Source organism: Lysinibacillus sp. FSL K6-4013, assembly GCF_038630435.1.
Classification (GTDB): domain Bacteria; phylum Bacillota; class Bacilli; order Bacillales_A; family Planococcaceae; genus Lysinibacillus; species Lysinibacillus boronitolerans.
Genome location: NZ_CP152031.1, coordinates 3,483,175 through 3,508,680, shown reverse-complemented (window position 1 = coordinate 3,508,680; position 25,506 = coordinate 3,483,175). Strand labels below are relative to the sequence as shown.

Below are 25,506 nucleotides of genomic sequence, written 5' to 3'. Positions count from 1 at the left end.
AAATATTTTAAAAAACAAGTGAATTTTATTTCTTTATAATTCGAAATGTAAGGAACAAATCACACAAGGAGGAAATGTTGATGAAGAAAATGAAGTTGTTTTTATTCCTAGCACTAATGACTGTACTTATCCTGCAAGCATGCTCTACCGCTAGCAATAATAGTACGGAGGGTTCCAAAGAAGGATCAAAAAGCGTAGGAGGAGAATTAGTCGTTCTAAGAGCAGCAGATGCGACAAGTCTTGACCCTCATTTTATTACAGATATTCCATCAGCGAATATTATTCATGGCAAGGTATATGAAACACTTGTCGCTTTTGATAGAGATCGTAAAATTGTTCCATTACTCGCAAAAGAGTGGGAGCAAAAAGATGAAGTCACATGGACATTTACATTGAATGAAGGCATTAAATTCCATGATGGAGCAGATTTTAATGCAGAAGCTGTAAAAGCGACATTTGACCGAATTCTAGATCCTGCAACTGGATCACCACAGCGTGATAAATTATCGATGATTAATGAAGTAGTAGTAGATGATGAGTATGTTGTAACGTTGAAGTTAAAAGAACCGTATGCTCCACTTCTTTCTATTTTAGCAAGTCAAGAGGGTAGTATGATGAGCCCTAAAGCAATTGCTGAAGCAGCGGACGAATTAGCAACTCATCCAGTAGGGACAGGCCCATTTGTATTTGAAACTTGGAAATCTGGTCAAGAAATCACTTTAATTTCGAATAAAGATTATTGGGGGACTGTACCGAAAGTAGATAAAGTAACATTTAAAGTTGTACCAGAGGATTCTACTCGTCTAGCAATGATTGAAAGTGGAGAAGCACATATTGCTGAACAAGTACCTGTAACAGAGATTGATCGTATTGAAAATTCTTCAACGATGAATTTATTCCGTGCAGAAGGACTAGCAGTAGAATTTATCGGCTTCAACGTGAAAGATACGTTATTATCTGATGTAAAAGTACGTCAAGCTATTAGCTATGCTGTCGACCGTGAAGCAATTATTAGCGGTATTTATGATAATGTAGGAACACTTGCAAATTCTGCAATGAGTCCAAAAATTATTGGATATTCTAGTGAAACGAAACCGTATGACTATGATGTAGTGAAGGCTAAAGAATTGTTAAAAGAAGCTGGCGTTCAAGAGGGAACAAAAGTTAAATTACTGACAAGTGACCGTAAAGAGCGTATCAACATGGCGGAGGTTATTCAATCTCAATTAAAAGGAATCGGATTAGATGTTGATATTCAAGTAATGGAGTATGGTGCATTTATTTCTGAAATTACGAAAGAACAGCATCAAATCTTTATTAGTGGTTGGGGTAATGCAACGGGTGATGCTGATTATAACCAATACAATCTATTCCACACTGCATCTATGGGGCCTCCAGGAAACCATTTCTACTATTCAAATCCAGAAGTAGACAAGCTAATTGAGCAAGGGCGTTCTGAAGCAAACCAAGAGGCACGTAATGAAATCTACAAAAAAGCAATGCAAATCGAGTTAGACGAAGCTGTGTATATTCCAGTGCGTAACTATGAGCATTTAGCAGTTTACAGCAATGCTGTAAAAGGTTTCTGGTTAGATGCATCTAACTACACGATGATCAGTGGCGTTGAAATTGTAGAGTAATCAAATTTGGTGATAGACGAAAAAATACCAATTGGGAGGAAACTATGAGTAAACTATTGCTGAAAAATGTGAGATTAGAAGAAGCATATGAGCGCGAAAATGAACACATTGTTGCTACTCGTACAGGTATTTATGATGTTCTAATCGAAGATGGACATGTTCAACAAGTAGATAAGGATATAGTGGCTGATGAAGATGTAGAAGTAATAGATGCACAACAGCAACTATTAGTCCCTTCATTCCGTGAAATGCATATTCATATTGATAAAACGTATTTCGGCGGAGAATGGCAGGCACCAAGACCCATTACTAAAGGGATTTTAACACGCATTGAAGAAGAAAGAACACTACTACCTAAACAATTGCCGACAGCTGCTTATCGAGCAGAGGAAATGGTGAAGTGGCTCATTTCCCAAGGACACACACATATTCGTTCACATTGTAATGTTGACCCACAAATTGGGACAAAGCATATTGAAATTACAAAACAGGTTTTAGCAAACTATCAAGATCAAATCACCTATGATATTGTAGCCTTTCCACAGCATGGCTTATTACGCTCCAATGTAGAGGGACTAATCCGTGAGGCAATGGCGATGGGAGCAACGCTTGTTGGAGGCGTTGACCCATCCATTGTAGATCGCAATATCGAAAAGTCATTGCAAACAACGATGGGTATTGCACAAGACTATAATGCAGGGATCGATATTCATATTCACACAGCGAACACGCTAGGCGAATTTGAATTTTATAAACTGATTGAGTTAACGAAACAGGCGAAAAAAGAAGGTCAAGTCACAATTAGCCATGCGATGGCACTTGCTGATTTAGAACAGTCACGTTTAGAAAATTTAGTTCAAGCCATGGCTGAGGTACAAATGGATGTAACAACAACTGTACCAATCGATTTGAACCGTTCGACAATACCAATTCCTTATCTTTATAACAATGGTGTAAAGGTATCTGTGGGACATGATAGCTTAACAGATCATTGGTCACCATATGGTACTGGTAATACGATTATGAAATTAAATGTCATGGCGGAGAGATTCCGTTTTATTGATGAATATTCATTAAGTCGAGCTTGGAAATACGCCTCTGGCGGTATCACACCATTGAATGATGTAGGAGAACGTGTTTGGCCACAAGTTGGTGATAAAGCGAATATGCTGTTAGTGGATGGCGTGAGCACTGCCCATGTGATAGCAAGAAGATGCCCAATTACTACGGTCATTTCACAAGGCAAAATGATTCACCAACAGGATGTAGGAGAGTTGAAAGGAGAATTCAGATGAAGCACTGGCTTACAAATGTTCTACTTGAAACAGGAGAATATCTAAAGGAAAATGATACAGTTGGAACGAAAGTGGAGCTTTTTCACCTTGAAATTACAGATGGCTTCATTTCGCAAATTGTACCCGCAACAGACGCAATCGATTCTCAAAACGAAGTCACAGATATGAAAGGGAAGCTGCTATTACCTGCCTTTAAGGAAATGCATAATCATTTAGATAAAACATACTTATCTTTACCGTGGAAGGCTTGTGTGCCCGTAAAGAATTTAAAGGAACGACTTGATCGTGAAGCACAAGAGTTATCCGTACTTGCTACAACAGGTAAACAACGTGCGGCTGCAATGATTGAAAAAATCCTTAAGAATGGTGCGAATCATATTCGTACACATGTCAATATCGATCCATACATTGGATTAAAAAATTTAGAAGGTGTACTAGCGGCATTGGACGATTATAAAGATGTCGTGACATCAGAAGTCATTGCCTTTCCACAGCATGGTCTACTAAGAGATGATGTCCCTAAATTATTGCGTGAAGCTTTACGCAATGGAGCGACGATGATTGGCGGCCTAGATCCAGCTGGCATCGATAACTCGATCGAGCCTTCTCTTTATGAAGTGATGGATATTGCACAGGAATTTAATGTTGATGTCGATATTCATTTACATGATGGTGGACATGTTGGGTATTATACAATCGATAAATGGATAGACATCGTGGAGGATGCCAAATATCAGGGGAGAACGGCAATAAGTCATGCCTTTTCACTTGGTGATGTATCAATCATGGAGCAACATAAAATTGCAGATCGTTTAGCACAACAACAAGTAAAAATAATGTCAACGGTGCCATTTGATTTGCGACGATTAATTCCACCGATTGAATTACTATCAGAGCACGGTGTGGATGTCCACTTTGGTTGTGACGGCTTTTATGATTCTTGGAGTCCTAATGGCTCAGGAGATATTTTAGAAAAAGCGACTACTTTTGCAGACATTTCTCGTAAACTTGACGAACGCTCTATTCGACAAACATTAAAATATATTACAAGTGGTGTCACGCCATTAGATGCAAATGGTCAGAAGGTCTGGCCGAATGTGAAAGATGAAGCAAGTTTTGTATTCTTTGACGCAGTTTCAAGCGCTGAAGTTATTGCACGTAAACCATCCAACCGAGTGGTTATGTCTAAAGGTAAGTTTATTAACTAAGTATCAATCTAAATCCCCCTTATTTAGATAACATAGCAAACTAGAAAATTTCTAGTTTGCTATACTTATGTTTTAATAGAAAAGATGAATAAAGGAAAGGAAAGTAGATTTGTCATTACTTATGTAGAAATCTCTTTATATGCAGGTGCGATAAAATATGAAGCAATTAACAATCTATATGATTTTATTTAGCTGTGTATTTTTTTGGGCCAGTAATTTCATTATTGGCTCTATTTTAATTGAACATTGGGATCCTTTAACGGTCGCCGTTTTTAGATTAATTGTCATAGTTCTATTTTTAGGGTGGATTAGTTGGAAAGCAATTTGCCAAACAACATTTACGAGAAATGATCTATTGTTATTGATCCTTGCAGGAATATTGGGCGTTTCTATTAATCACTATAGCTTTTATGCTAGTCTCCAGCATACTTCTCCTATCACTGCTGCCTTAATCTTAGCCTGTGCACCGATTGTCACATCTCTACTGAATAAAATGATTTATCATGAATCACGTAACGGCATATTTTGGCTAGGTGCGATACTTTCATTTGTTGGTGTTGGCCTCATCATTACAAAGGGGGCACTTATCACCATTTCAATCGGTAAGGGTGAGGTGCTGAGCTTAATTACAATGCTAAGCTTTGCTTTGTTCCTCATTATTGTCAATCATCTTAGTCTGAAAATGTCTGCCCAGTCGATAACGTTCTATACAAATTTAATAGGTTTACTGGTGCTTGTGCCATTTTCATTTACTATTTTGCCGCAGACGAATTGGCAAGTTGCAATGCCCTACTGGTTATTGCTCATTTTATCAGCAATTATTATTCACGGGGTGAGTAATTTAATGTGGAATCAACAAATGAAGGAGATTGGCTCAACGAATGCGTCACTGTTGTTAAACTTTGAGCCAGCTATAGCTATGCTATTAAGTGCATTATTTTTAAAACAATTCCCTACAAGTGTTCAAATATATGGTTCTTTATTAATTTTAGTAGGAATTTTGCTATGTATATATTATAAAGAAATTAAAATTTTGCTTTTGCTGAAAAGAAAAGCAAATTAAAAAATGCACTTTTCTGTACAGCATGTTAGAAATGATTTCTAGCATGCTGTTTTTCTGTAGATTGTATGTATTGTTTTTGTGCAAAAATAATATTACTTCAAAAAAATCCTCTTTTAGAATATTTCCATCATGTAGAAGCAATTGATACTGAGTTAACAGAATTTTATCTCTTATTCTTTGTATAAAAAATATATATTTGGATAATAAAAATCTTGTTGTATTGAAAGCATTTTATAAAATATTCATCCGGTGTATTGTAAATAATTTATTATTTTATCAATTTAAGTAAAATTAAATTTTTTTATAAAAAATTCTGACCATTACTAAATATAAAAATTTTGTCTATTACATTTATAAAATGCTCTTTTGTTCTATAAATTTCTATATACTACATATTTACTGTGCTTCTTTTTATGAGAGATACACATAATAATACTCCTGGTAAAATAAGACGTATACATTTATTGAATGTGAAAATATGCACAAATTTTATTATTTTAATATAATTAAATATTGTTTGAGGAATAGATCAGAAAAGTAATATTAGCTAAATGGTGTTATGTTTTTTGTAAAATAAACGTAGTTATACTTAGAGACTGTAAGGTTTGTGGGATATAACATATTAATAAAAAGGAGAAAAACTTTTTGGAGAAATAATATTTTTTAGAAAAACATCTTGCATTTGAATAATTCTAAGTGGTAAATTGTTTTACATGGACGTTCATAGAATTTTCACAGGTAGCAAAAGAGGGGAGAAATGAGAATTTATGAATAAAAATAGATGGTTAATTGCATTATCTGCAATCGCTATTCACCTTTCGATCGGTGGAGCCTATGCATACAGTGTATACAAGCTACCGATTGTCACAGAAATGGGATGGAGTGAAACAAAGGTAACGATTGCCTTTACCATTATGATGGGATTAGCTGGTTTCTCAGCTGCATTATTTGGTAGTTTAGTAGAAAAAATGGGACCACGTAAATCGGCGATGGTAGCAGCTGTCTTATTTGGAGCAGGACAAGCTGGGGCAGGTGTAGCCATTTCGATGGATTCTGTTGTTATGTATTGGTTAACGTATGGTGTTCTTAGTGGATTAGGAATGGGGATTGGCTATATTGCACCGGTATCAACACTTGTAAAATGGTTCCCAGACCGTCGTGGTCTAGCAACAGGTATGGCCGTACTTGGTTTTGGATCGGGTGCACTTATTACAGCACCAGTCGCAGCCAACTTAATGGAGGCAGTTGGCATTTCTACAACATACTTTATTCTAGGGGCAAGTTACTTCACGTTAATGATTTTAGGGGCTTCATATATAGCACCACCTAAGCCAGGTTATATGCCTGCTAATATGAAAGCAGCTGCCAATAATGGTAAGGACGTAGTTAAGAAAGATTTAGCTGTTATGTCAGCACGAGAAGCTGTTAAAACAAAGCACTTCTGGATGCTTTGGTCCATGCATTTAGTTAATGTAACAGCAGGGATTATGATGATTTCTGTTGCTTCACCAATGGCCCAGGAAATTGTCGGTCTATCAGTAGCAGGTGCTGCCGCAATGGTAGGAATTATGGGGTTATTTAATGGTGGTGGTCGTTTAATCTGGGCCGCTGTGTCTGATTATATCGGTCGTTCTAACGTTTTCGTTATTTTCTTTACTGCACAGCTAATCACATTTATCGTTTTACCACATACAACTAACGTAATTATTTTCCAAGCACTTATCTTCTTAGTTGTTAGTTGCTATGGTGGTGGGTTCTCAAATCTACCTGCATTTGCAAGTGATTTATTTGGCACAAAGCAACTTGGTGTGATACATGGTTATTTATTAACAACGTGGTCATTGGGTGGAGTTTTTGGACCATTGTTAGTAAGTGCAATCAAAAATGCGTATGGAAGCTATATTCCTGTATTCTATGTATTCGCAGGTTTAATCGCAGCTTCGTTGATTATTTCCTTAACGTTACGTGCAGATGTACGTAAGCAAACAGCTTTAAAAGCAGCGCAAAATGTTGGAGATGTTTCTGCTACACAATAATATGAACTTTCTTACTATATAGGTGTCATTTCGTAAATGGCACTTATATAGTTATTTTTTTGAAGTGATTGTTATATAACAATCGTTATTTCTTTGTTTAATGTATAACAGCACATGTCTGATGTCAATAACATTACTGGAAATAAAGTGATTTCGTTATTAAAAGAGAAATTTTGTAACGAAATGCACAATGAGGGACAATCCGTTAAAAATTGAATCTTTTCTCAAAGATCAACGTATATAAAGTAATTAGGGAGGGATCAATCATGGGGAAATTTTCTTTAGATGAATTTGTTCATAAAACACAGCAGGACGATAATGACAATGATTATTTTGAATTGGAAACTGAACGTGTATTAGAGGTTAATCTCAACGGTGAAGTGTGGTCAAAAATGGGCGCTATGATTTCCTATACAGGTGATATTAAATTTGAACGTGAGCGCGTCTTGGAGCATGGTCTTGGCAAAATGTTTAAAAAGGCTTTAACGGGTGAAGGTACGCAATTGATGAAAGCTAGCGGAAAGGGCAGACTCTATTTAGCAGACCAAGGAAAGAAAGTAACTGTTTTTGATTTGAAAAACGACAGTATTTGTGTCAATGGCAATGATTTACTTGCCTTTGAGCCTAGCATCGAATGGGATATACGTTTGATGCGTAAAATGGCTGGCATCATGTCAGGTGGTTTATTTAATGTCACACTTCAAGGAACAGGGAAGGTTGCGATTACAACCCATTTTGAACCACTGACATTATTAGTGAAACCAGGTGAAACCGTATATACTGATCCACATGCTACTGTCGCATGGTCAGGCAACCTATCACCTGAATTTAAAACAGATATTAGCTTCCGTACATTTATCGGCCGAGGCAGTGGAGAATCCATCCAGATGGCGTTTTCTGGTGAGGGCTTTGTTATTATTCAACCATTTGAAGAAGTGTATATGGCTAGTGAAAGCTAAAAAAGCGCGTCCGTTTTCCACGGACACGCTTTTTCTTCTATTATAATGCCGCATGCATTCCTGCAATACGTCCTGTTACGAGGGCTGAAGTGATGTTATAGCCGCCTGTATAGCCATGAATATCAAGAATTTCTCCACAAAAGAACAGTCCCTCTTTTTTCTTTGAGGCCATTGTTTTTGGCTCGATTTCTTTTACAGAGACACCGCCACCTGTTACAAATGCCTTATCAAGTGACTGTGTGCCACTCACTGTTAACGTGAAGTTTACTAGTAAACGTGCTAGCTGCCGAATTTTCTCTTGGGATAATTCAGCGCCCGTCAATTGAACATCAATATGTGCTCGTTCACATAAGAACAAGAGCCATCGTTCAGGTGCTATGCCTTTCCAAACATTTTTCACAGCTTTTTTCGGATCTTCTTTTATTAATTTATTTAAATATTGTAGACATGTTTCTTCATTATCATGTACCAGTGTTTGAATACGCATTGTCACGGGTTCATAGCCTGTTTTCATTAATTCTTTCACAACGAATTGACTACAACGCAAAATAGCAGGACCACTTAAACCAAAATGGGTAAAGAGCATGTCCATTTGATGGGTGACGAGTGTCTTGCCTTTTTTATTTAGCACAGAGACAGCAACATCACGAAGTGCTAGTCCTTGTAGCTCACGCGCTTGAATAAAATCTTCTTTTGAAATAACAGGGACTTCTGTTGGGAATAAGGTTGTGATTGTATGACCCGCACGTTCAGCCCAAGGATAGCCATCACCTGTTGAGCCTGTTTGTGGAACCGCCTTGCCACCAACCGCTACAACGACTGCTTGACTACGGACTTCGGTGCCATCAGCAAGACGTACACCCAAAATTTTATCTTCATCCATTAGAAGCTTACTGACAGCTGTGTGTAAACGAACTTCAATATGAAGACGTTGTAGCTGTCTAATCAGCGCATCCACAACGTCTTGGGCGCGATTGGATACAGGGAACATTCTACCATGGTCCTCTTCCTTTAGGGCGACACCAAGCCCTTCAAAAAATGCAATTATATCTTCATTATTATAAACGGTAAAAGGACTATAGAGAAAACGACCATTACCAGGTATATGCTTCACGATTTCTTCAACAGGCAAACGATTTGTAACATTACAGCGTCCTCCGCCAGAAATGGCCAATTTCTTGCCTAGTTTTGTGCCTTTTTCTAACAATAACACTTTCTTTTTACGCTCTCCAGCAGCAATCGCCGCCATTAAACCAGATGGGCCACCACCGATCACGATTACATCATACATAGTTAGAAACTCACTTTCTGTTCAAATTAGGAATCCTTCCTATTATACATGAAGTCTATATAGAGAGGGACTTTCTTTGACATTGAAAATAATAGAAAAGTGTTTTATAATTCTTTATCTCATCTTTTGAGATGAAGAGCTTATACAGTAGAATGAAACACAATATTCTTTGTTATACAAATGGATGAATGAAAGTTTTCCTTTATTAGCATTGTCAGCATGAAATGTATGTCTTTTCGTGCTATTATGGTAAAGGTTATGCACTAAATTATGAGGTGAAAAATAGAATGTGCGGATTTATAGGTTATATTAATGGAACAAATGTGATTGATCATCATCAGACGATAGAAAATATGATGAATACAATTATTCACCGTGGACCAGATAGCGGTGGTATTCATAGTGACGATAAAGTGACGTTAGGTTTCCGTCGATTAAGTATTATTGACTTATCAGACGTAGCAAATCAACCATTATATAGTGCAGATGGAAATATTGTGCTTGTATTTAATGGAGAAATTTTTAACTTCCAAGAGCTACGTGCAGATCTTATTGAAAAAGGTCATACGTTTAAAACGCAGTCAGATAGTGAAGTCATTATTTATGGCTATGTAGAATATGGCGTAGAATTTGTGAAGAAACTGCGTGGGATGTTTGCCTTCTGTATTTGGGATAAAAAGAATGATTTACAATTCATTGCGCGCGATGGCTTTGGAATCAAGCCGTTGTATTACTCTGAGCATACAACAGACGGTACGTTTATTTTTGGCTCTGAGATTAAATCGTTTTTACCACACCCATCATTTATTAAAGAGTTAAATAAACAGGCACTTCGCCCCTATTTAACATTCCAGTATTCATCTATGGATGAAACATTCTTTAAAGGTGTCTTTAAATTACCACCAGCACACTATATGCTGATTCAAAATGGACAAAAGCAAATCGTGCAATATTGGGATAAAAAATTCCATGCAAAAGAAGCACCGATCGAAAAATATATTGAAGATATTCGTTCCACTGTGAAAGAGTCTGTAGAGGCTCATAAAATTAGTGATGTAAAGGTTGGTTCATTCTTATCGGGTGGTATTGACTCTAGTTATATTACGTCTTTATTACGCCCAGATAAATCCTTCTCAGTCGGGTTTGCGGACTATGAAGATATGTTCAATGAGACAAATCTTGCAAAAGATTTATCAGATACGTTGAATATTCAAAATGAACGTAGATACATTACCGCAGATGAGTGTTTCGAAGCGCTACCTAAAATTCAATGGCATATGGATGAGCCGCAATCCAATCCATCTTCAGTGCCACTTTACTTCCTATCAGAGCTTGCTTCAAAAGATGTAACGGTTGTCCTATCAGGTGAAGGTGCCGATGAAATTTTTGGTGGGTATGCTTGGTATCAAAACTCAGGAAGAATGCAAAAATACGAAAAATTACCATTAGGTCTTCGAAAAACATTACGTGGAATGGCAGAAGCCCTACCGAAAAATCAATACACGAATTTCCTTATTAAAGGTGCTCAAACAGTAGAAGAACGGTTTATTGGGGAAGCGGTAGTTTGGGATGAAGTGGATGCTATTAATGTTTTAAAGCCAGCTTATAAAAATGCCCCATCTGTAAAATCGATTACAAAACGTATTTATGATGAAGTACCTGGCGATGATGATGTGACAAAAATGCAGTATCTAGATCTAAATCTTTGGATGCCTGGTGATATTTTATTAAAGGCAGATAAAATGAGTATGGCGCACTCAATTGAATTACGTGTACCATTTTTAGATAAAGAAGTAATGGAGTTAGCTAAAAATATTCCATCAAGATACCGTGTGAATGATATCGATACAAAGTATGTTCTACGTCAAGCCGCACATCAGGAATTGCCAGAAGAATGGGCAAAGCGTCCAAAACTTGGATTCCCAGTGCCAATCCGTCACTGGTTACGTGAAGAAAAGTATTACAACATGGTAAAAGAAATGTTTACAACTGACTTTGCAAATGAATTTTTTGATACCAAACAATTAGTTGGCTATCTAGATGAGCATTACGAAGGGAAAGCAAATCGTGGTCGCTATATTTGGACGGCTTATGTATTCCTAGTATGGTATAAAAAGTTCTTTGTGGACATGGTATAAAGAAATACCTTAATCGGTGGGGATGTTCAATTCCTCACCGATTATTTTAAGGCCTTTTTTCATCAGATTTTCTTTGGAATGAACTTTTTGATGTATTTATGCGTCTCATTTCCTATAAATATGTTAAGATTACAGTTGGTTTACTTTTATTGCTCTTAGAGTGACAGCGCTTGCATAGGTGTTGTTTCAAAAGAAAAAGTTTTATAAGTATTCTTTGAAGTGTTACGATAATAATATTGATTTTACAATGAATGGATGGGTATGATGTCCAATTTAATGAAAGGTACTGCGATATTAACAATGGGGATGTTTTTATCGAAGGTACTCGGATTAATTTATATTTTTCCGTTTTATGCAATTGTTGGCGAGAAAAACATTGCGCTTTACCAATATGCATATATTCCCTATTCAATTATGTTGGCAATTGCCATTTCAGGTGCGCCAATAGCCGTCTCTAAATTTGTTTCCAAATATAATGCCATGGGGGATTATCAATCAGGTCGCAAGCTGATGAAATCCGGCATTCTAATTATGATGGTGACAGGTTTCGCAGCATTTATTGCCCTCTTTCTACTTGCAACGCCAATAGCAGGGCTTGTTATTAAGAGTGAGGAACAGGTCTTTACTGTTGAACAGATTGCTTCCGTAATACGATGGGTTAGTTTTGCACTAATCGTAGTACCATTTATGAGTCTATGGCGTGGCTTCTTCCAAGGCTACGACAAAATGGAACCTACCGCCGTTTCACAATTGGTGGAACAAATTGTGCGAATTGTTGTGTTACTTGGCGGATCGTTCTTAGTGGTTATTGTGTTTAAAGGGAAACCAGAGACAGCCATCTCCTTTGCTGTGTTTGCTGCATTTATCGGGGCAATCGGTGGATTAGGTGTTCTTTATTATTACTGGAAAAAATATCAGTCTGAATTTAACTTATTACGTAGTCAAAGTGTGACTTCCACACAGCTACCAATGTCCAATATTTATAAAGAAGTGATTACCTATTCCATTCCAATGGTGTTTGTAGGGGTGGCAAATCCGTTATTCCAATTAGTCGACATGCTTACGTTTAATGGAGCAATGACGTCTATTGGTTTAGCAGAAGTAACAGATACTTATTTATCGATGATTAACTTTATGACACATAAAGTGGTTATCATCCCTGTTATGCTAGCGACTGGATTTTCGATGGCGCTTGTACCAACGATTACAAAGTATTTTACACAGGGAGAGTATTTAGCGCTCCGCCATGCAATGGATAAGACCTATCAAATTTTAATCTTTATTACATTGCCAGCTGTTGTTGGTATTTCTCTGTTAGCCAATGAAATTTATTTTATGCTTTATTCGGAAAGTGAAATGGGAGCAACCATTTTAGCGCATTATGCACCTGTTGCGATTTTATTTGCGTTATTCCAAGTGACAGCAGCCTTACTTCAAGGAATTGATTTTCAAAAGTGGATTGTCTTCAGTTTATTATCTGGGATTTTCGTGAAGCTAGCATTAAATATTCCTTTAATTCGCTGGTTAGAGGCAGATGGTGCTATAGTTGCTACAGCTATTGGCTATAGTGTTTCAATTATCATTAATATGCTTGTGTTACGAAAAACGTTAAATTATCGATCAGAAATGGTTGTGCGTCGTGTCATGCTAATTGCTTTATTGACAATGGCGATGGCCATAAGCGTGCTGATTGTGCATAAATTATTAGAATTACTAATGGGTCCAGTTGATAGTAAATTCTCAGCATTACTATTCTCAATTATTTGTGCGGGTGTGGGTGCGGCTGTCTATGGCTTTTTATCATTACGCCTAGGCTTAGCCCAAAAGCTATTAGGTGAACGATTAACCCGTATTATGAGTAAACTGGGATTGAAATAGGAGTGGAACGATGCGTTTAGATAAATTACTAGCAAATATGGGGTATGGCTCTCGCAAGGAAGTGAAGCAGCTATTAAAACAAAAAGCTGTCTCAGTAGACGGTGCTTACGTCAAGGATGCAGCTTTACACGTAGACCCAGAACAGCAAATTGTATCAGTGTTTGGAGAGCGCGTTGTTTATACAGAGTTTGTTTATTTTATGATGAATAAACCGCCTGGTGTTATTTCTGCCACTGAAGATTTAAGAGATGAAACAGTTATTGATTTATTAGAGCCATTACATCAGCATTTTCAACCGTTTCCTGTTGGTCGATTAGATAAAGACACAGAAGGATTGCTCTTATTAACAAACGATGGTCAATTAGCTCATAATTTATTGTCTCCCAAAAAGCATGTGCCAAAAGTTTATTACGCACAGATTGAAGGCGTTGTGACAGAAGGAGATGCCGAGAAATTTGCAAATGGTGTTGAACTAGATGATGGCTATGTTACAAAGCCTGGAAAGCTTGTGATTTTAAAGTCTGCACAGCTATCTGAAATAGAGCTAACGATTCAAGAAGGCAAGTTTCATCAGGTAAAGCGAATGTTTGAGGCGGTAGGAAAGCGTGTAACATATTTAAAGCGTATTTCTATGGGAAGCCTGACATTAGATGAAAATCTAGCGTTAGGTGAATATCGTGAGCTTACTACTGAAGAGCTAAACGGTTTACAAAACAATCATTAAACATATTATTCCTCGATGCCTCACATAGCATCGGGGATTTTTATATACAGTAATATAACTGTAACTGTATAATATGAAATGAGTTATTGTGATATAGTCATAGAATGTATCATATTTGAAATGTTTCCGAAAAGACGATGGTATAAAATAAGTAGAGGACAATTAAATGAAGAACCTGCGTATTAAATTATTACTATCTTTAATAGCATTTGCAGTCATACTTGTTGCTGTTATTTCATATGTAAACCGACAAATATTGGTAACAGAGATAGAAAAGCAAGTGAGCATGAATAAAATATTAATTGAAAATCATATTTTGACAGATATGCAAACTGTCGATAATGCCCATTTTTATTTTGATAATAATATTTCAGATAAAATGGAACAGGAGCTTAGACAGTTAAAAAACTATTACCATGAAAATCCTAATATAGCTACTTGGGATTTACAGCAAATGAAAAAGAAACATGGTATGGATATTTACATAGTGGATCAATCTAATACAGTGGTTTACACGACTTTTGCCAAAGATATTGGCTTGGATTTCTCGCGTTGCTGTCAACGTTTTTCTGCTTTATTGGATGAACGGCGCGCTAGTGGCGAATTTTTTACAGATGGAATTGATATTTCAACATCAACAGGAGAATATAGAAAATTTGGCTATCTGGCAACACATGATAAGAAATATTTGCTTGAGTTAGGTATAGACCTACTAAATGATCCTGTCTTCCAAACCTTTAATTTTGAGAAAACTGCACAGTACTTAATAGGTAAGTATATTGATTTAGTGGATGTGCAAGCTATTAATGCAGGTGGCGTTTTCTTTAATGATTCGAGATCGAAGAGAATCACTGTACAGGAGCAATCTAAGAAATTTCAAGAATACTTCGAGCTAGCAAAGAAAACAATGGAGCCAGTTGAGTATGAAAAGGCTTTAGACAATGGTTATATAGAAACACATCGTTTTCTGCCCTATGAAGCAGAGACAGTGAGAGGGGAGTCATCCAAAAGAATTGTCTATGTGAAATTTATCAATTTCACTAAAATGGAAGCTCTCCAAAAAAATACGAAACAATTTTGGATTCTACTGTCTATTGCCCTACTAACATCCTTTATTATGCTGTTAGTTATTAATAAAATTTTATCTAAAACAATACACCTAGCTACCTTCGATCCGTTAACTGGTGTCTTTAACCGTGCTACATATATTAGGAAAATTGATAATTTATTAAGAAAAAGAAAATTGAATGTGCCAGGTTTATTGTTAATTGATTTAGATAACTTTAAACAAGTAAACGATCAATTTGGTCATGTAGAAGGAGATCATATCCTCATTGAAACAGCGAAAATTTTAAAGCATGTTGTGAAACAAAGTGGCTTTGTTGTACGCTTCGGTGGGGATGAATTTGCCATTGTTTTATACGATACAACAGAGGAACAGATGCAGCACATAGCAGAGGATATTTTGACTCAAATAAGGTCAGTTAGATATGATGGCCAAGCTAGCGAGAAATGGTCTGTGTTGTCTGTGAGCATGGGCGGAGCCATTTATAATCATGCTGAGGATACAGAAATGAGCTTATTTGAACGGGCCGATAAAGCGCTTTATCAATCCAAAAATGCTGGTAAGGATCAATATTCTAGTTTTGCAGAGGTCGCTGCTGACGAGGATTATATTAGTTAAAAAACGCCCCATTCTATCGATAGCATAATTAGCTATTTTGATAGCAATGGGGCGTTTATTAATGAGCAGCTATTTTTGTTCTATAAAAGATACAACTACATAAAACAAGAACAGCGATGACTGGAAACATAGCGTTCATATAATGAGTCAAGAGCCAACCGCCTATTATTGGACCAATAAAACCACCTAAATTTTTAAATTGTGCAGCACCTAGATAGGTTGCCTTTTGAGTATCTGGCGCAATTTCATCAATCATGACATTCATTGTAGGGAAGGCAAAGATTTCACCTATGGTAAAAATAATCATGGCAATGATATAGAGCGTATAATTATTGGAGAATCCAAACATACATAATCCAATAGCAAAGAACAGTACACCTACTAATAATGTTGCTGTAGATGAAAAGCGCTCTGATACTATACTAATAGGTAATTGTAGTAATAACACAACTGCTGCATTGAGAGAGATTAATAACGAATAAAGTTTCGCACCTTCATCAATTTTTAATTCGATAATTTGTGGTAGCGTTGAGTCAAATTGCGAGTAACCAATATTGATTAAAATGGCTCCCAATATGAAGCTAAGCAGCACACGATTTGTCAAAAGAATCGTGAATGTACTGAGTATTTTTGTTTGTGTAACTGCTTTGGGCTGCTGCATTTGATAGCGATTTAACACAAAAAATAAAAAGACTGCGTAAATAATATACATCATCCCTGTCAGCATAAAAGGGATACTTGGACTGGATAGCTGTGAGATATACACGCCAATAATTGGACCAATAACCGCTGCAATATTGATGGCTGTGTAACGTAAGGAAAATAGTCTTTTTCGTTTATCAGCAGGTGTAAAATCAATCATCAATGCCTGTGTAGAAGGTTCAAAAAATGAACGACAAAGTCCATTCAAAGCATTGAATAGGATAAATAGCCAAACAACATGAACCGTTGCGAAGCCAAAGAACACAAGACTCCAAACAATAATTGTTAATAGAATAACGCTTTTTCTACCAAAACGATCGGTTAGATAACCCCCGAAAAATCCACCTACTGTGGAGATGAGTGGCGCGATACCAATTGTCAATCCAATTTGTAATGGAGAGGCTTGAATTTCATTATGTAAATAAATAGCTAAAAAAGGCATTGCCATAAAACTTGCAATACGCGTAAAGATTGTTCCACCTAAAATAATCCAAACTAATGGATGAAACAACTTCGACAAAGTCATAGAAAATCCTCCTCTCAACATTTAGAATGTTTCGAGTTTAACGGATTGTTAAGCAACTGTAAATAGTCAAAATAATCTTGAACGAGAACAACGCAGATAATGGCGCGTATATTTTTGTCGCTCTGCTAAAATGTGAAGCACAGATTGTAGGGCAAAAGTGAATGCTTTGGTAGGTGAGCGGAAGGATTATGTAAATGATCGCTTTATCAGATAGATGAACTCACTCTCCCCCTATAGAAGTCAGTAAGTAAAGTGGGAAAAAATCTAATAATCTTCTAATGACAAAAAAGAATGACCCCGACGAAAGGTCATTCTTTTTCCATACACAATGCTTTACGTACAAAACGTAAAACTAAGACGTTAATTTTACTTTTTTCTTCGTCGTTGTCCATCTGCCTCGACTTGGACTCGTCACCAAATCGTTAAAGGCTAACACGTTCAAATCTCTTTGAACGGTGCGAGGAGTGATACTAAACTCTTCGACTAAATCCTGTGTAGACACGGTTCCTTTGTCTAAAATAAACATGTACACGTCTTTAATACGATTAAGCATTCGATCAGTAGTTGGTTTCATTAAATGAACCACTCCTTCATCTTAATTCTCTTGGCAAAGACTAGCGGACGACAATATGTGCGGAGTGCACTTAGGCTAATAAGTAGCTGCCTTAGACATCCCCTTTTCTAATTTTATAGTCAGAACAATTATTCTGATAACTTTATTATATAGAAAAACTACTTAATTTTCTAGTGAATGCAAGAGAAATTTACAATTAATATATAAAATTTATACTGTATTTTGTGGGAATACGTGAAAAACGTGCTATATATGGTAGTGACAGTAGAAGTTACTGAAAATAGTTGTCAGAAAGCTGATTGTCATATATGTTGTAAGGTGTAGAATAATGCTAATACTTTGAAGGAGGTACATGGTATGGATTGGTTACAAGCTGCAAAAGAAAGGCAAGACGAATTAATACAAGAGTTACAGGAGCTTGTGCAAATAAATAGTGTGCTCGATGAGGATACAATAACTACTGAAGTACCTTTTGGGGATGGTCCACTTCAAGCGCTTGAATGGTTACTAGCAAAAGGTCAAAGTGAAGGCCTGCTCACGAAAAATGTTAATAATTATGCTGGACATATTGAAATGGGAACTGGTGAAGATTTACTTGGTATTTTATGTCATGTTGATGTTGTCCCAATTGGAGAAGAAGCAGATTGGACTTACCCTCCTTTCAGCGGCACAGTAGCTGATGGTAAATTATTTGCACGTGGTGCGATTGACGATAAAGGGCCTACGATTGCGGCATGGATGGCCATGAAACTTGTGAAAGATGCAGGTATTCCGTTAGAAAAAAGAGTACGAATGATTATTGGTACAGACGAAGAAACAGGATTCCGCTGTGTCGACCACTATTTTAAACAGGAGGAAATGCCGACAATTGGTTTTGCACCAGATGCGGATTTCCCGCTCATCAATGCAGAAAAAGGCATTGCAGAGCTTGTGTTCTCTCAAAATAAAGTGGGTGATGCAACGAAAGAACAACTACTACTATTTAATGCAGGAAAGCGCCCAAATATGGTACCTGATTTTGCAAAAGCAATAATTCAGCACGTAACAGCATCATTCGAACAGAATTTTCAAACATTTTTAAGTAAAAATCAGCTAGAAGGCTCTTTATTAATGGAGGAGTCTCGCTATATAATAACTATCAAAGGTAAAGCAGCCCATGCAATGGAACCAGATAAAGGTATCAATGCAGCTGTTTATCTTGCAGCATTTTTACAACAAGAGTTGACGACAGAAGCAAGTAAACAATTTGTCGACTTTATTGCAGATGTTTTTTATCAGGATCATTATGGTAGTCAGCTCGATCTGCAGTTTGAGGATACAATGTCAGGACAAACAACATTAAATCCAGGGATCGTAAGCTATGATGTCCATAAAGGCGGCAGTTTAGTAATTAGTATGCGCTATTCAGTTTCCTATCCATTCGATGAAAAAATAACAGCAGCACAACGCTTAACGGTAGAAAAAGGGTTTTCTCTAGATATACAAGACGACTCCAAGCCACATTATGTCAGCGAAGATGATCCATTCATCCAGACATTAGCAGCTATCTATAGACGTCAAACGGGAGATACAGAAACACCTTTATTATCAACTGGTGGTGGGACGTATGCACGTGTGATGAAAAAAGGCGTGGCATTTGGCATGCTCTTCCCAGGGGAGCCAGATGTAGCGCATCGAGCGGATGAGTTTGTTGTCGTTGAAAACCTTGTAAAAGCAGCGGCAATTTATGCTGAAGCAATTGTTGAACTTGCAGGAAAAAAATAACTCAAAGACGAAAAGGATGAACAAAACATGGCATATTCATTATGGAATGATCAAATTGTTGAAGAAGGATCCATTGCAGTATCACCAGAAGATAGAGGCTATCAATTTGGTGACGGTATTTATGAAGTAATCAAAGTTTATAACGGAAATATGTTTACAGCACAAGAGCATATTGATCGTTTCTATGCAAGCGCCGAAAAAATTCGTCTTGTTATTCCTTATACAAAAGACGTTTTACACAAATTATTACATGAGCTGATTGAAAAAAATAATCTTGATACAGGGCATGTTTATTTCCAAATTACACGTGGTGCCAATTCACGTAATCACGTTTTCCCAGATGCAAGTGTTCCAGCTGTATTAACGGGTAATGTGAAAGCTGGTGAACGTGCATATGAAAACTTTGAAAAAGGGGTTAAGGCTACGTTTGTAGAGGATATTCGTTGGTTGCGCTGTGATATCAAATCTTTAAACTTACTTGGTGCAGTATTAGCAAAACAAGAGGCAGCTGAAAAGGGCTGCTACGAAGCAATTTTACATCGCGGGGATATCGTAACAGAATGTTCATCAGCAAATGTTTATGGGATTAAAGACGGTAAGCTTTATACACACCCAGCAAATAACTTCATTTTAAACGGTATTACTCGTCAGGTCATTTTAAAATGTGCAGAGGAGATTAGTTTACCTGTAGTTGAAGAACCAATGACAAAAGCTGATTTATTAACAATGGATGAAATTATTGTATCTTCTGTATCTTCAGAAGTTACTCCTGTTATTGATGTGGATGGAAACCAAATCGGTACTGGTGTGCCAGGTGAATGGACGCGTAAATTGCAACAAGCTTTTGAGGCGAAATTACCACTTTCTTTGAATTCAAAATAAAAGAACCGTTTAAGAGAACTATCGATAAGGGTAGTTCTCTTTTTTATGGATGTAATGTTTGGTATCGTCATGTAAAATAAAAAGGATAGTAATGAATAATTTTACAGATTGAAATTTGTAGAATAATTGTCGATGTATTGAATACAATGCCTCTTTTCTACCAAAGCAATCTAGATAAAAAGAGAACTATAGATATGGTGAGTAAGAATGGAGTGACCTTTACATGGCACAATTGGTGAAATTACAAGATTACATTTCACGCTATCAAATTGATTTAGCGAGATACCCAACACAATTTGTGCGCTTGAAGAAAAACCAATGGGAGCGCATTAAGCGACAGTGGGAGTTGGGAGAAGATATTAGCGAGTGGCAACATGTCGACAATGAGGTGGAAGCGGAGGCTTACGAGGAAAAAGAACGTTTTACCTTCATAAAAAAATGGTTTGCTGGACGGCAAAAGGAAACAACAGAGGATGTTGAAGAAGTAGAAATATCAAATGAGCTTGTCAGCGATGAGGATATAATTCCTGAAGAAGAAACGACGCTCACATTTGAACCTAAAATTGTGTATGCACCACAATCCATCCATGAGTTGAAACGAATGTTTATTGATCAGTTCTTTCATTTTCAAATGAAATGGGCCAGTTCAACATTACGGGAAAAATCATATGTAGATCCTCGCTTCATGCGTGACTCATTGCTCCGTATGTTATTGCAAACATTGCCAGATAATTATCTATTGTTTTATTATCCGATACTACAAATTAGAAAAGCCCCTATAGAGCTAGATGTAGTGTTAATGTCGCCGACAGAGTGTATTTGTATTACGGTCTTAGAGGCTGAAAATCAAGCTGTATATGTAGGTGGCAGTGATCGCTTCTGGATTAAAAAAGTAGGGACGAAGGATTCTAAAGTTTTGAATCCAACAATTAACTTAGGGCGGATGGAATCTGTACTGTCACAATTATTTAAACAGGAGGATATTGATATGCCCATCCGTAAGGTTGTGCTATCTCGTAATGGGTATTTTGATTATCCTGGTTCACCATTTGGGGTTCGCTTTGTTGATCGTCGAAATTACCATGAATGGATAGAGCATTTAAGAAAAGTTTCCTCCCCTATGAAGCATATGCAAATCCGAGCTGCACAGACCATTTTAAATACAGTCCAAACGACCTCCTTTAACCGAGATATTTGGCAGCAAGCTCCACAGCCAACAGAGGACTGATTATGAACACTCTATTTATTGTCAATGAGGCCGCAGGAAATGGAAAAGGGAAAAAGGTTTGGCTGCAACTTCAACAGCAACTCACGATTCCTTATCAAGTGGCTTTTACTGAATATGCAGGACATGGACAGGAAATCGCACAACAATGGGCACAACAGCAGCAGGATAAAAAGTTACTAGTCGTTGTTGGTGGAGATGGCACCATTCATGAAGTGGTTAATGGTGTTGTACATAATGAATACATCCTAATTGGTGTCGTTCGGGCTGGCTCTGGTAATGATTTTGCACGTTATTTTCACACCTTTTCCAATGCCCAGCAAATCGAGGATTATGTAAAAACTACCTTGGCTAATGCGAGAATGGATGCAGGGATCGTTCAGATTGGTAATCAACGAACAGAAATATTTGTTAATAATGCTGGCATAGGCTTCGATGCATATGTGACAAAATCAATTAACACTTCTCGTCTTAAGTTTTATCTCAATAAGATTGGGCTAGGGAAACTTTCGTATGCTGTCGCTGTAATTAGAGGATTATTTCGCTTTGAACGCTTTGATGTAATGATACGTTCAGGGGAACATGAATGGCAATTTCAGCAGACATGGTTTGTGGCGATGAGTAATCAACCTTATTTTGGAGGAGGCATGAAAATATCACCTGCCGCAAAAGCGGATGATGGTAAAGTTGATATAACGATTGTACATGGTATTTCACGTATCAAATTATTACTTGTATTTGTCACTGTCTTTTTTGAAAAGCATACAAAATTTAAAGAAGTTACTTTTTTACAGGGGCAGGACTTTGATCTTATCGTAGCAAATAAGGTTGACTGTCATGCGGATGGTAATTATATTGGCATTGTCAATCAAGGGACAAATATTCACTGTACAATACAACAAAATGCTTGGCAGGTTATTGTCAAGGATTCATAAAAAATATCATTGTGCAATAATTTCATGCGAATTATAAGGGAATACGTTATACTATTAAAAAATCAATAATTTCACAGGAAAGAAATGAGGAACAACATTGAGATTAAGAAATAAGCCTTGGGCAGAGGAAATGATTACAGATCACCCAGAGGTGATTATTCCAAATCCTGAAGACTTTAAAGGAAATTGGCAGGCTGTTTTCGGCAATGACAACCCTATCCATATTGAAGTAGGCTCTGGAAAAGGACAATTTGTGACTGGTATGGCTTTGCAAAATCCTACGATCAATTATATCGGCATTGAACTTTATGATAGTGTGATTGTTTGTGCATTAGAAAAAGTGTTAGAGGCAAAGTCTCCAGCGAATTTACGTTTGCTAAAAGTAAATGGCGCAGATTTATATAAATTCTTTGACAAAAACGATGTATCACGTGTATACCTGAATTTCTCAGATCCTTGGCCAAAAACACGACATGCTAAAAGACGTTTAACGCACGGGGATTTTTTGAAATTATATGAGTCGATTTTAGTGGATAATGGGGAAGTCCATTTTAAAACGGATAACCGAGGTCTGTTCGAGTATTCTTTAATCAGTATGTCTGAATATGGGATGTTATTAAAGTATGTATCTCTCGACCTACATGCAAATATGCCAGAGGATAATGTGATGACAGAATATGAAGAGAAGTTTTCTGCAAAAGGGCAGCCGATTTATCGCTTAGAATCGCAATTTATCACTAAATTGTAGGGGGAGTATGGATGGATCAGTTACAGTTTCACAATATGTCATTATCATGGCTAAACGGGGGTGTTACGTGCCTAGATGGTGGTGCGATGTTTGGTGTTGTACCAAAGCCACTTTGGTCTCGCAAATATCCAGTCAATGAAAAAAATCAAATTGAATTACCAACAGAACCTATCCTTATTCAATATGAGGGCAAAAACTACCTCATTGATACGGGTGTAGGCTTTAACAAATTAAATGAAAAGCAGCTTCGAAACTTTGGTGTAACAGAAGAATCTTCGTTAGCAGATAGCTTACAAGAGTTAGGATTAACGACATCAGATATTGATGCAGTATTAATGACGCATTTACATTTTGATCATGCTGGTGGTTTAACGCAGTGGGAAGGGGATGTACTTGTACCAACTTTCCCAAATGCCAAAATTTTTGTAACACAAATTGAATGGGATGAAATGCGTAACCCTAATATCCGTTCTAAAAATACTTATTGGAAAGAAAATTGGGAACCAGTTCAGCATTTAGTTGAAACCTACGAAGGGTCATTGGAAGTAGTACCTGGAATCGAAATGATTCATACTGGTGGTCATAGTGAGGGACATGCTGTCATCAAGCTAACGCAAAATGATGAAGTGTTATTGCATATGGCAGATATTATGCCGACTCATGCTCATCAAAATCCATTGTGGGTATTAGCCTATGACGATTATCCAATGACAAGTGTATTTGCAAAAGAGCGACTGATGAAAGAAGCCCTTGCAAATAACTATGGCTTTATTTTCTATCACGATGCTTATTATCGTATGATTCGATGGGATGAGTCAGGCAAAGAGATTGTGGATAAACTAGAGCGTAGTAGACAAGCTGTTATTACATTTTAATAGAGTAAGCAAAGGCGAGGTAGTTGGCATATAAAATGTCAATACCTCGCGTTTTTGTTCGTGAACAGGATAGAAAATATGATACACTTAACACGATACTAAAATACAAAAGAGAGTTGAAATAAACATGGCAACTGAACAACCATTTTTACCCGTTTTACTTGGATCAGATATGAATGCATATGGTATGGCACGTGCGTTTTATGAAGCATACGGTATTAAACCACTTGTCTTAGGACGTTCTCATTTAACAGCAACACAAGATAGCCATATCCTACAATTTCAAGAAATAGACCGTTTAAATGAACAAGATGTTTTTGCACCTGCCCTTGCAGAAGTTGCAAAAAAATATGCTGATAAAAAACTATTACTTTTAGCATGTGGGGACGATTATGCTAAGCTGATTATCAAAAATAAGCCAGCGTTACAAGAGCATTTTACCGTACCGTATATCGATGAATCGTTGATGGATGAAATTTTATTGAAAGAAAATTTCTATAAAATGTGTGATCAATATAATTTTAAATATCCAGGTACAACAACGGTGACAGCTGATAACTATGAAAACTTTACACCACCATTTGCTTACCCGATTATTTTAAAGGCTTCAAACTCAGTAGAGTATTGGGCTTGTAAATTCCCTGGGAAGAAAAAAGTATTTGTTGCTCATGATGAAGCGGAAAAAACGGCTATATTAAAAGCTATTTATAGCTCGACTTATCAGGATACAATGATTATTCAAGAATTTATTCCTGGGGACGATTCCTATATGCGTGTGTTAAATGCCTATGTAGGGAAGGATGGAAAAGTGAAGCTGATGTGTCTCGGTAATCCTATTCTAGAAGAACATTCTCCTGAAGGAATCGGAAGTTATGCAGCCATCGTGACAACCTATGATAAAGAATTAATGGATCAAGTACGTTTCTTCCTAGAGGATATCGGCTATACAGGTTTTGCGAATTTTGATATGAAATTTGATATTCGAGACAAGCAATATAAACTTTTTGAAATCAATTTACGTAATGGACGTTCTAGCTATTATGTAACGGCAAGTGGTCATAACTTAATGAAGTATGTAGCGGATGACCATATGTTAAATATCGAGCAAGATGTCACATATGTGCAGGACAAGCATTTATGGATGATTATTCCTAAAGGTGTATTGTTCAAATATGCATCGAATGAAAAGCTCAAACTAGAGGCAAAAAAATTAATTAGTGAAGGGAAATATACAAATTCTCTTTACTTTAATGAGGATATGAATGCGAAGCGTTGGGTGAAACTAACACTTAATAATTTAAATTATTATCGTAAGTATAAAAAGTACTTTAATAATAAAGGTTTATCTGAATAACATAG

General features: G+C 36.8%; 20 protein-coding genes. 17 read left to right on the top strand and 3 right to left on the bottom strand.

Going from position 1 to position 25,506, the window contains the following annotated elements:
- Nucleotides 1-80 precede the first annotated feature (80 nt).
- The 6 genes from MHB39_RS17260 to MHB39_RS17235 all read left to right on the top strand — a co-directional run bounded on the left by MHB39_RS17260 (nucleotide 81) and on the right by MHB39_RS17235 (nucleotide 8,201).
- Nucleotides 81-1,640, top strand: coding sequence for a glutathione ABC transporter substrate-binding protein (locus MHB39_RS17260; protein WP_342544696.1), 1,560 nt, complete (start codon nucleotides 81-83; stop codon nucleotides 1,638-1,640).
- A 44-nt stretch (nucleotides 1,641-1,684) separates the two neighbouring features.
- Nucleotides 1,685-2,935, top strand: coding sequence for an amidohydrolase family protein (locus MHB39_RS17255; RefSeq protein ID WP_066038087.1), 1,251 nt, complete (start codon nucleotides 1,685-1,687; stop codon nucleotides 2,933-2,935).
- Nucleotides 2,932-4,143 carry an amidohydrolase gene (locus MHB39_RS17250; protein WP_342544695.1) on the top strand — a complete coding sequence of 404 codons (1,212 nt, stop codon included), beginning with the start codon at nucleotides 2,932-2,934 and terminating at the stop codon, nucleotides 4,141-4,143. The genes MHB39_RS17255 and MHB39_RS17250 overlap by 4 nt, the downstream gene beginning before the upstream one ends.
- Nucleotides 4,144-4,300: 157 nt before the next feature.
- A complete protein-coding gene (locus tag MHB39_RS17245) occupies nucleotides 4,301-5,206 on the top strand; it encodes a DMT family transporter (RefSeq protein WP_342544693.1) in 906 nt (301 codons plus the stop codon).
- A gap of 767 nt (nucleotides 5,207-5,973) precedes the next feature.
- On the top strand, nucleotides 5,974-7,242 hold the full coding sequence (locus MHB39_RS17240; protein WP_004226054.1) for an OFA family MFS transporter: 1,269 nt from the start codon (nucleotides 5,974-5,976) through the stop codon (nucleotides 7,240-7,242).
- A gap of 266 nt (nucleotides 7,243-7,508) precedes the next feature.
- Nucleotides 7,509-8,201, top strand: a complete 693-nt coding sequence (locus MHB39_RS17235) for an AIM24 family protein (RefSeq protein ID WP_016991793.1) — start codon at nucleotides 7,509-7,511, stop codon at nucleotides 8,199-8,201.
- A gap of 40 nt (nucleotides 8,202-8,241) precedes the next feature.
- Here MHB39_RS17235 and MHB39_RS17230 read toward each other — a convergent pair whose 3' ends face one another.
- Entirely contained in the window at nucleotides 8,242-9,492 is a 1,251-nt protein-coding gene (locus tag MHB39_RS17230; protein ID WP_016991792.1) for an NAD(P)/FAD-dependent oxidoreductase, read from the bottom strand.
- Nucleotides 9,493-9,779: 287 nt separating this feature from the next.
- On the opposite strand from MHB39_RS17230, the gene asnB reads away from it, so the two are divergent.
- The 4 genes from asnB (at nucleotide 9,780) to MHB39_RS17210 (ending at nucleotide 15,916) form a co-directional block, all read left to right on the top strand.
- Nucleotides 9,780-11,630, top strand: coding sequence for an asparagine synthase (glutamine-hydrolyzing) (asnB, locus tag MHB39_RS17225; protein ID WP_342544691.1), 1,851 nt, complete (start codon nucleotides 9,780-9,782; stop codon nucleotides 11,628-11,630).
- Nucleotides 11,631-11,894: 264 nt separating this feature from the next.
- Nucleotides 11,895-13,508 carry a polysaccharide biosynthesis protein gene (locus MHB39_RS17220; RefSeq protein WP_016991790.1) on the top strand — a complete coding sequence of 538 codons (1,614 nt, stop codon included), beginning with the start codon at nucleotides 11,895-11,897 and terminating at the stop codon, nucleotides 13,506-13,508.
- A 10-nt stretch (nucleotides 13,509-13,518) separates the two neighbouring features.
- Nucleotides 13,519-14,232: a pseudouridine synthase gene (locus tag MHB39_RS17215; protein ID WP_342544690.1), complete on the top strand. Its 714-nt coding sequence runs from the start codon at nucleotides 13,519-13,521 to the stop codon at nucleotides 14,230-14,232.
- Nucleotides 14,233-14,398: 166 nt separating this feature from the next.
- Nucleotides 14,399-15,916, top strand: coding sequence for a diguanylate cyclase (locus MHB39_RS17210; protein WP_342544688.1), 1,518 nt, complete (start codon nucleotides 14,399-14,401; stop codon nucleotides 15,914-15,916).
- Nucleotides 15,917-15,974: 58 nt separating this feature from the next.
- On the opposite strand, the gene MHB39_RS17205 is transcribed toward MHB39_RS17210, so the two are convergent.
- Entirely contained in the window at nucleotides 15,975-17,144 is a 1,170-nt protein-coding gene (locus MHB39_RS17205) for an MFS transporter (RefSeq protein WP_342544685.1), read from the bottom strand.
- A gap of 352 nt (nucleotides 17,145-17,496) precedes the next feature.
- Nucleotides 17,497-17,718, bottom strand: a complete 222-nt coding sequence (locus MHB39_RS17200) for a DeoR family transcriptional regulator (protein ID WP_004226074.1) — start codon at nucleotides 17,716-17,718, stop codon at nucleotides 17,497-17,499.
- Nucleotides 17,719-18,075: 357 nt separating this feature from the next.
- Here MHB39_RS17200 and pepV point away from each other — a divergent pair, with 357 nt between their 5' ends.
- From pepV to MHB39_RS17165, 7 genes are all read left to right on the top strand, one after another.
- Nucleotides 18,076-19,482: a dipeptidase PepV gene (pepV, locus tag MHB39_RS17195; RefSeq protein ID WP_115674511.1), complete on the top strand. Its 1,407-nt coding sequence runs from the start codon at nucleotides 18,076-18,078 to the stop codon at nucleotides 19,480-19,482.
- A 27-nt stretch (nucleotides 19,483-19,509) separates the two neighbouring features.
- Complete coding sequence (gene dat / locus MHB39_RS17190) at nucleotides 19,510-20,364, top strand: D-amino-acid transaminase (RefSeq protein ID WP_103118672.1); 855 nt, start codon at nucleotides 19,510-19,512, stop codon at nucleotides 20,362-20,364.
- A 223-nt stretch (nucleotides 20,365-20,587) separates the two neighbouring features.
- On the top strand, nucleotides 20,588-21,592 hold the full coding sequence (locus tag MHB39_RS17185; RefSeq protein WP_339280226.1) for a nuclease-related domain-containing protein: 1,005 nt from the start codon (nucleotides 20,588-20,590) through the stop codon (nucleotides 21,590-21,592).
- 2 nt (nucleotides 21,593-21,594) lie between these two features.
- Nucleotides 21,595-22,524, top strand: coding sequence for a diacylglycerol kinase family protein (locus tag MHB39_RS17180; protein WP_258860321.1), 930 nt, complete (start codon nucleotides 21,595-21,597; stop codon nucleotides 22,522-22,524).
- A 97-nt stretch (nucleotides 22,525-22,621) separates the two neighbouring features.
- Nucleotides 22,622-23,272: a tRNA (guanosine(46)-N7)-methyltransferase TrmB gene (gene trmB, locus MHB39_RS17175; RefSeq protein WP_016991781.1), complete on the top strand. Its 651-nt coding sequence runs from the start codon at nucleotides 22,622-22,624 to the stop codon at nucleotides 23,270-23,272.
- A gap of 11 nt (nucleotides 23,273-23,283) precedes the next feature.
- Nucleotides 23,284-24,147: an MBL fold metallo-hydrolase gene (locus tag MHB39_RS17170; RefSeq protein WP_016991780.1), complete on the top strand. Its 864-nt coding sequence runs from the start codon at nucleotides 23,284-23,286 to the stop codon at nucleotides 24,145-24,147.
- A gap of 127 nt (nucleotides 24,148-24,274) precedes the next feature.
- A complete protein-coding gene (locus MHB39_RS17165; protein ID WP_016991779.1) occupies nucleotides 24,275-25,501 on the top strand; it encodes a hypothetical protein in 1,227 nt (408 codons plus the stop codon).
- Nucleotides 25,502-25,506: the final 5 nt, after the last annotated feature.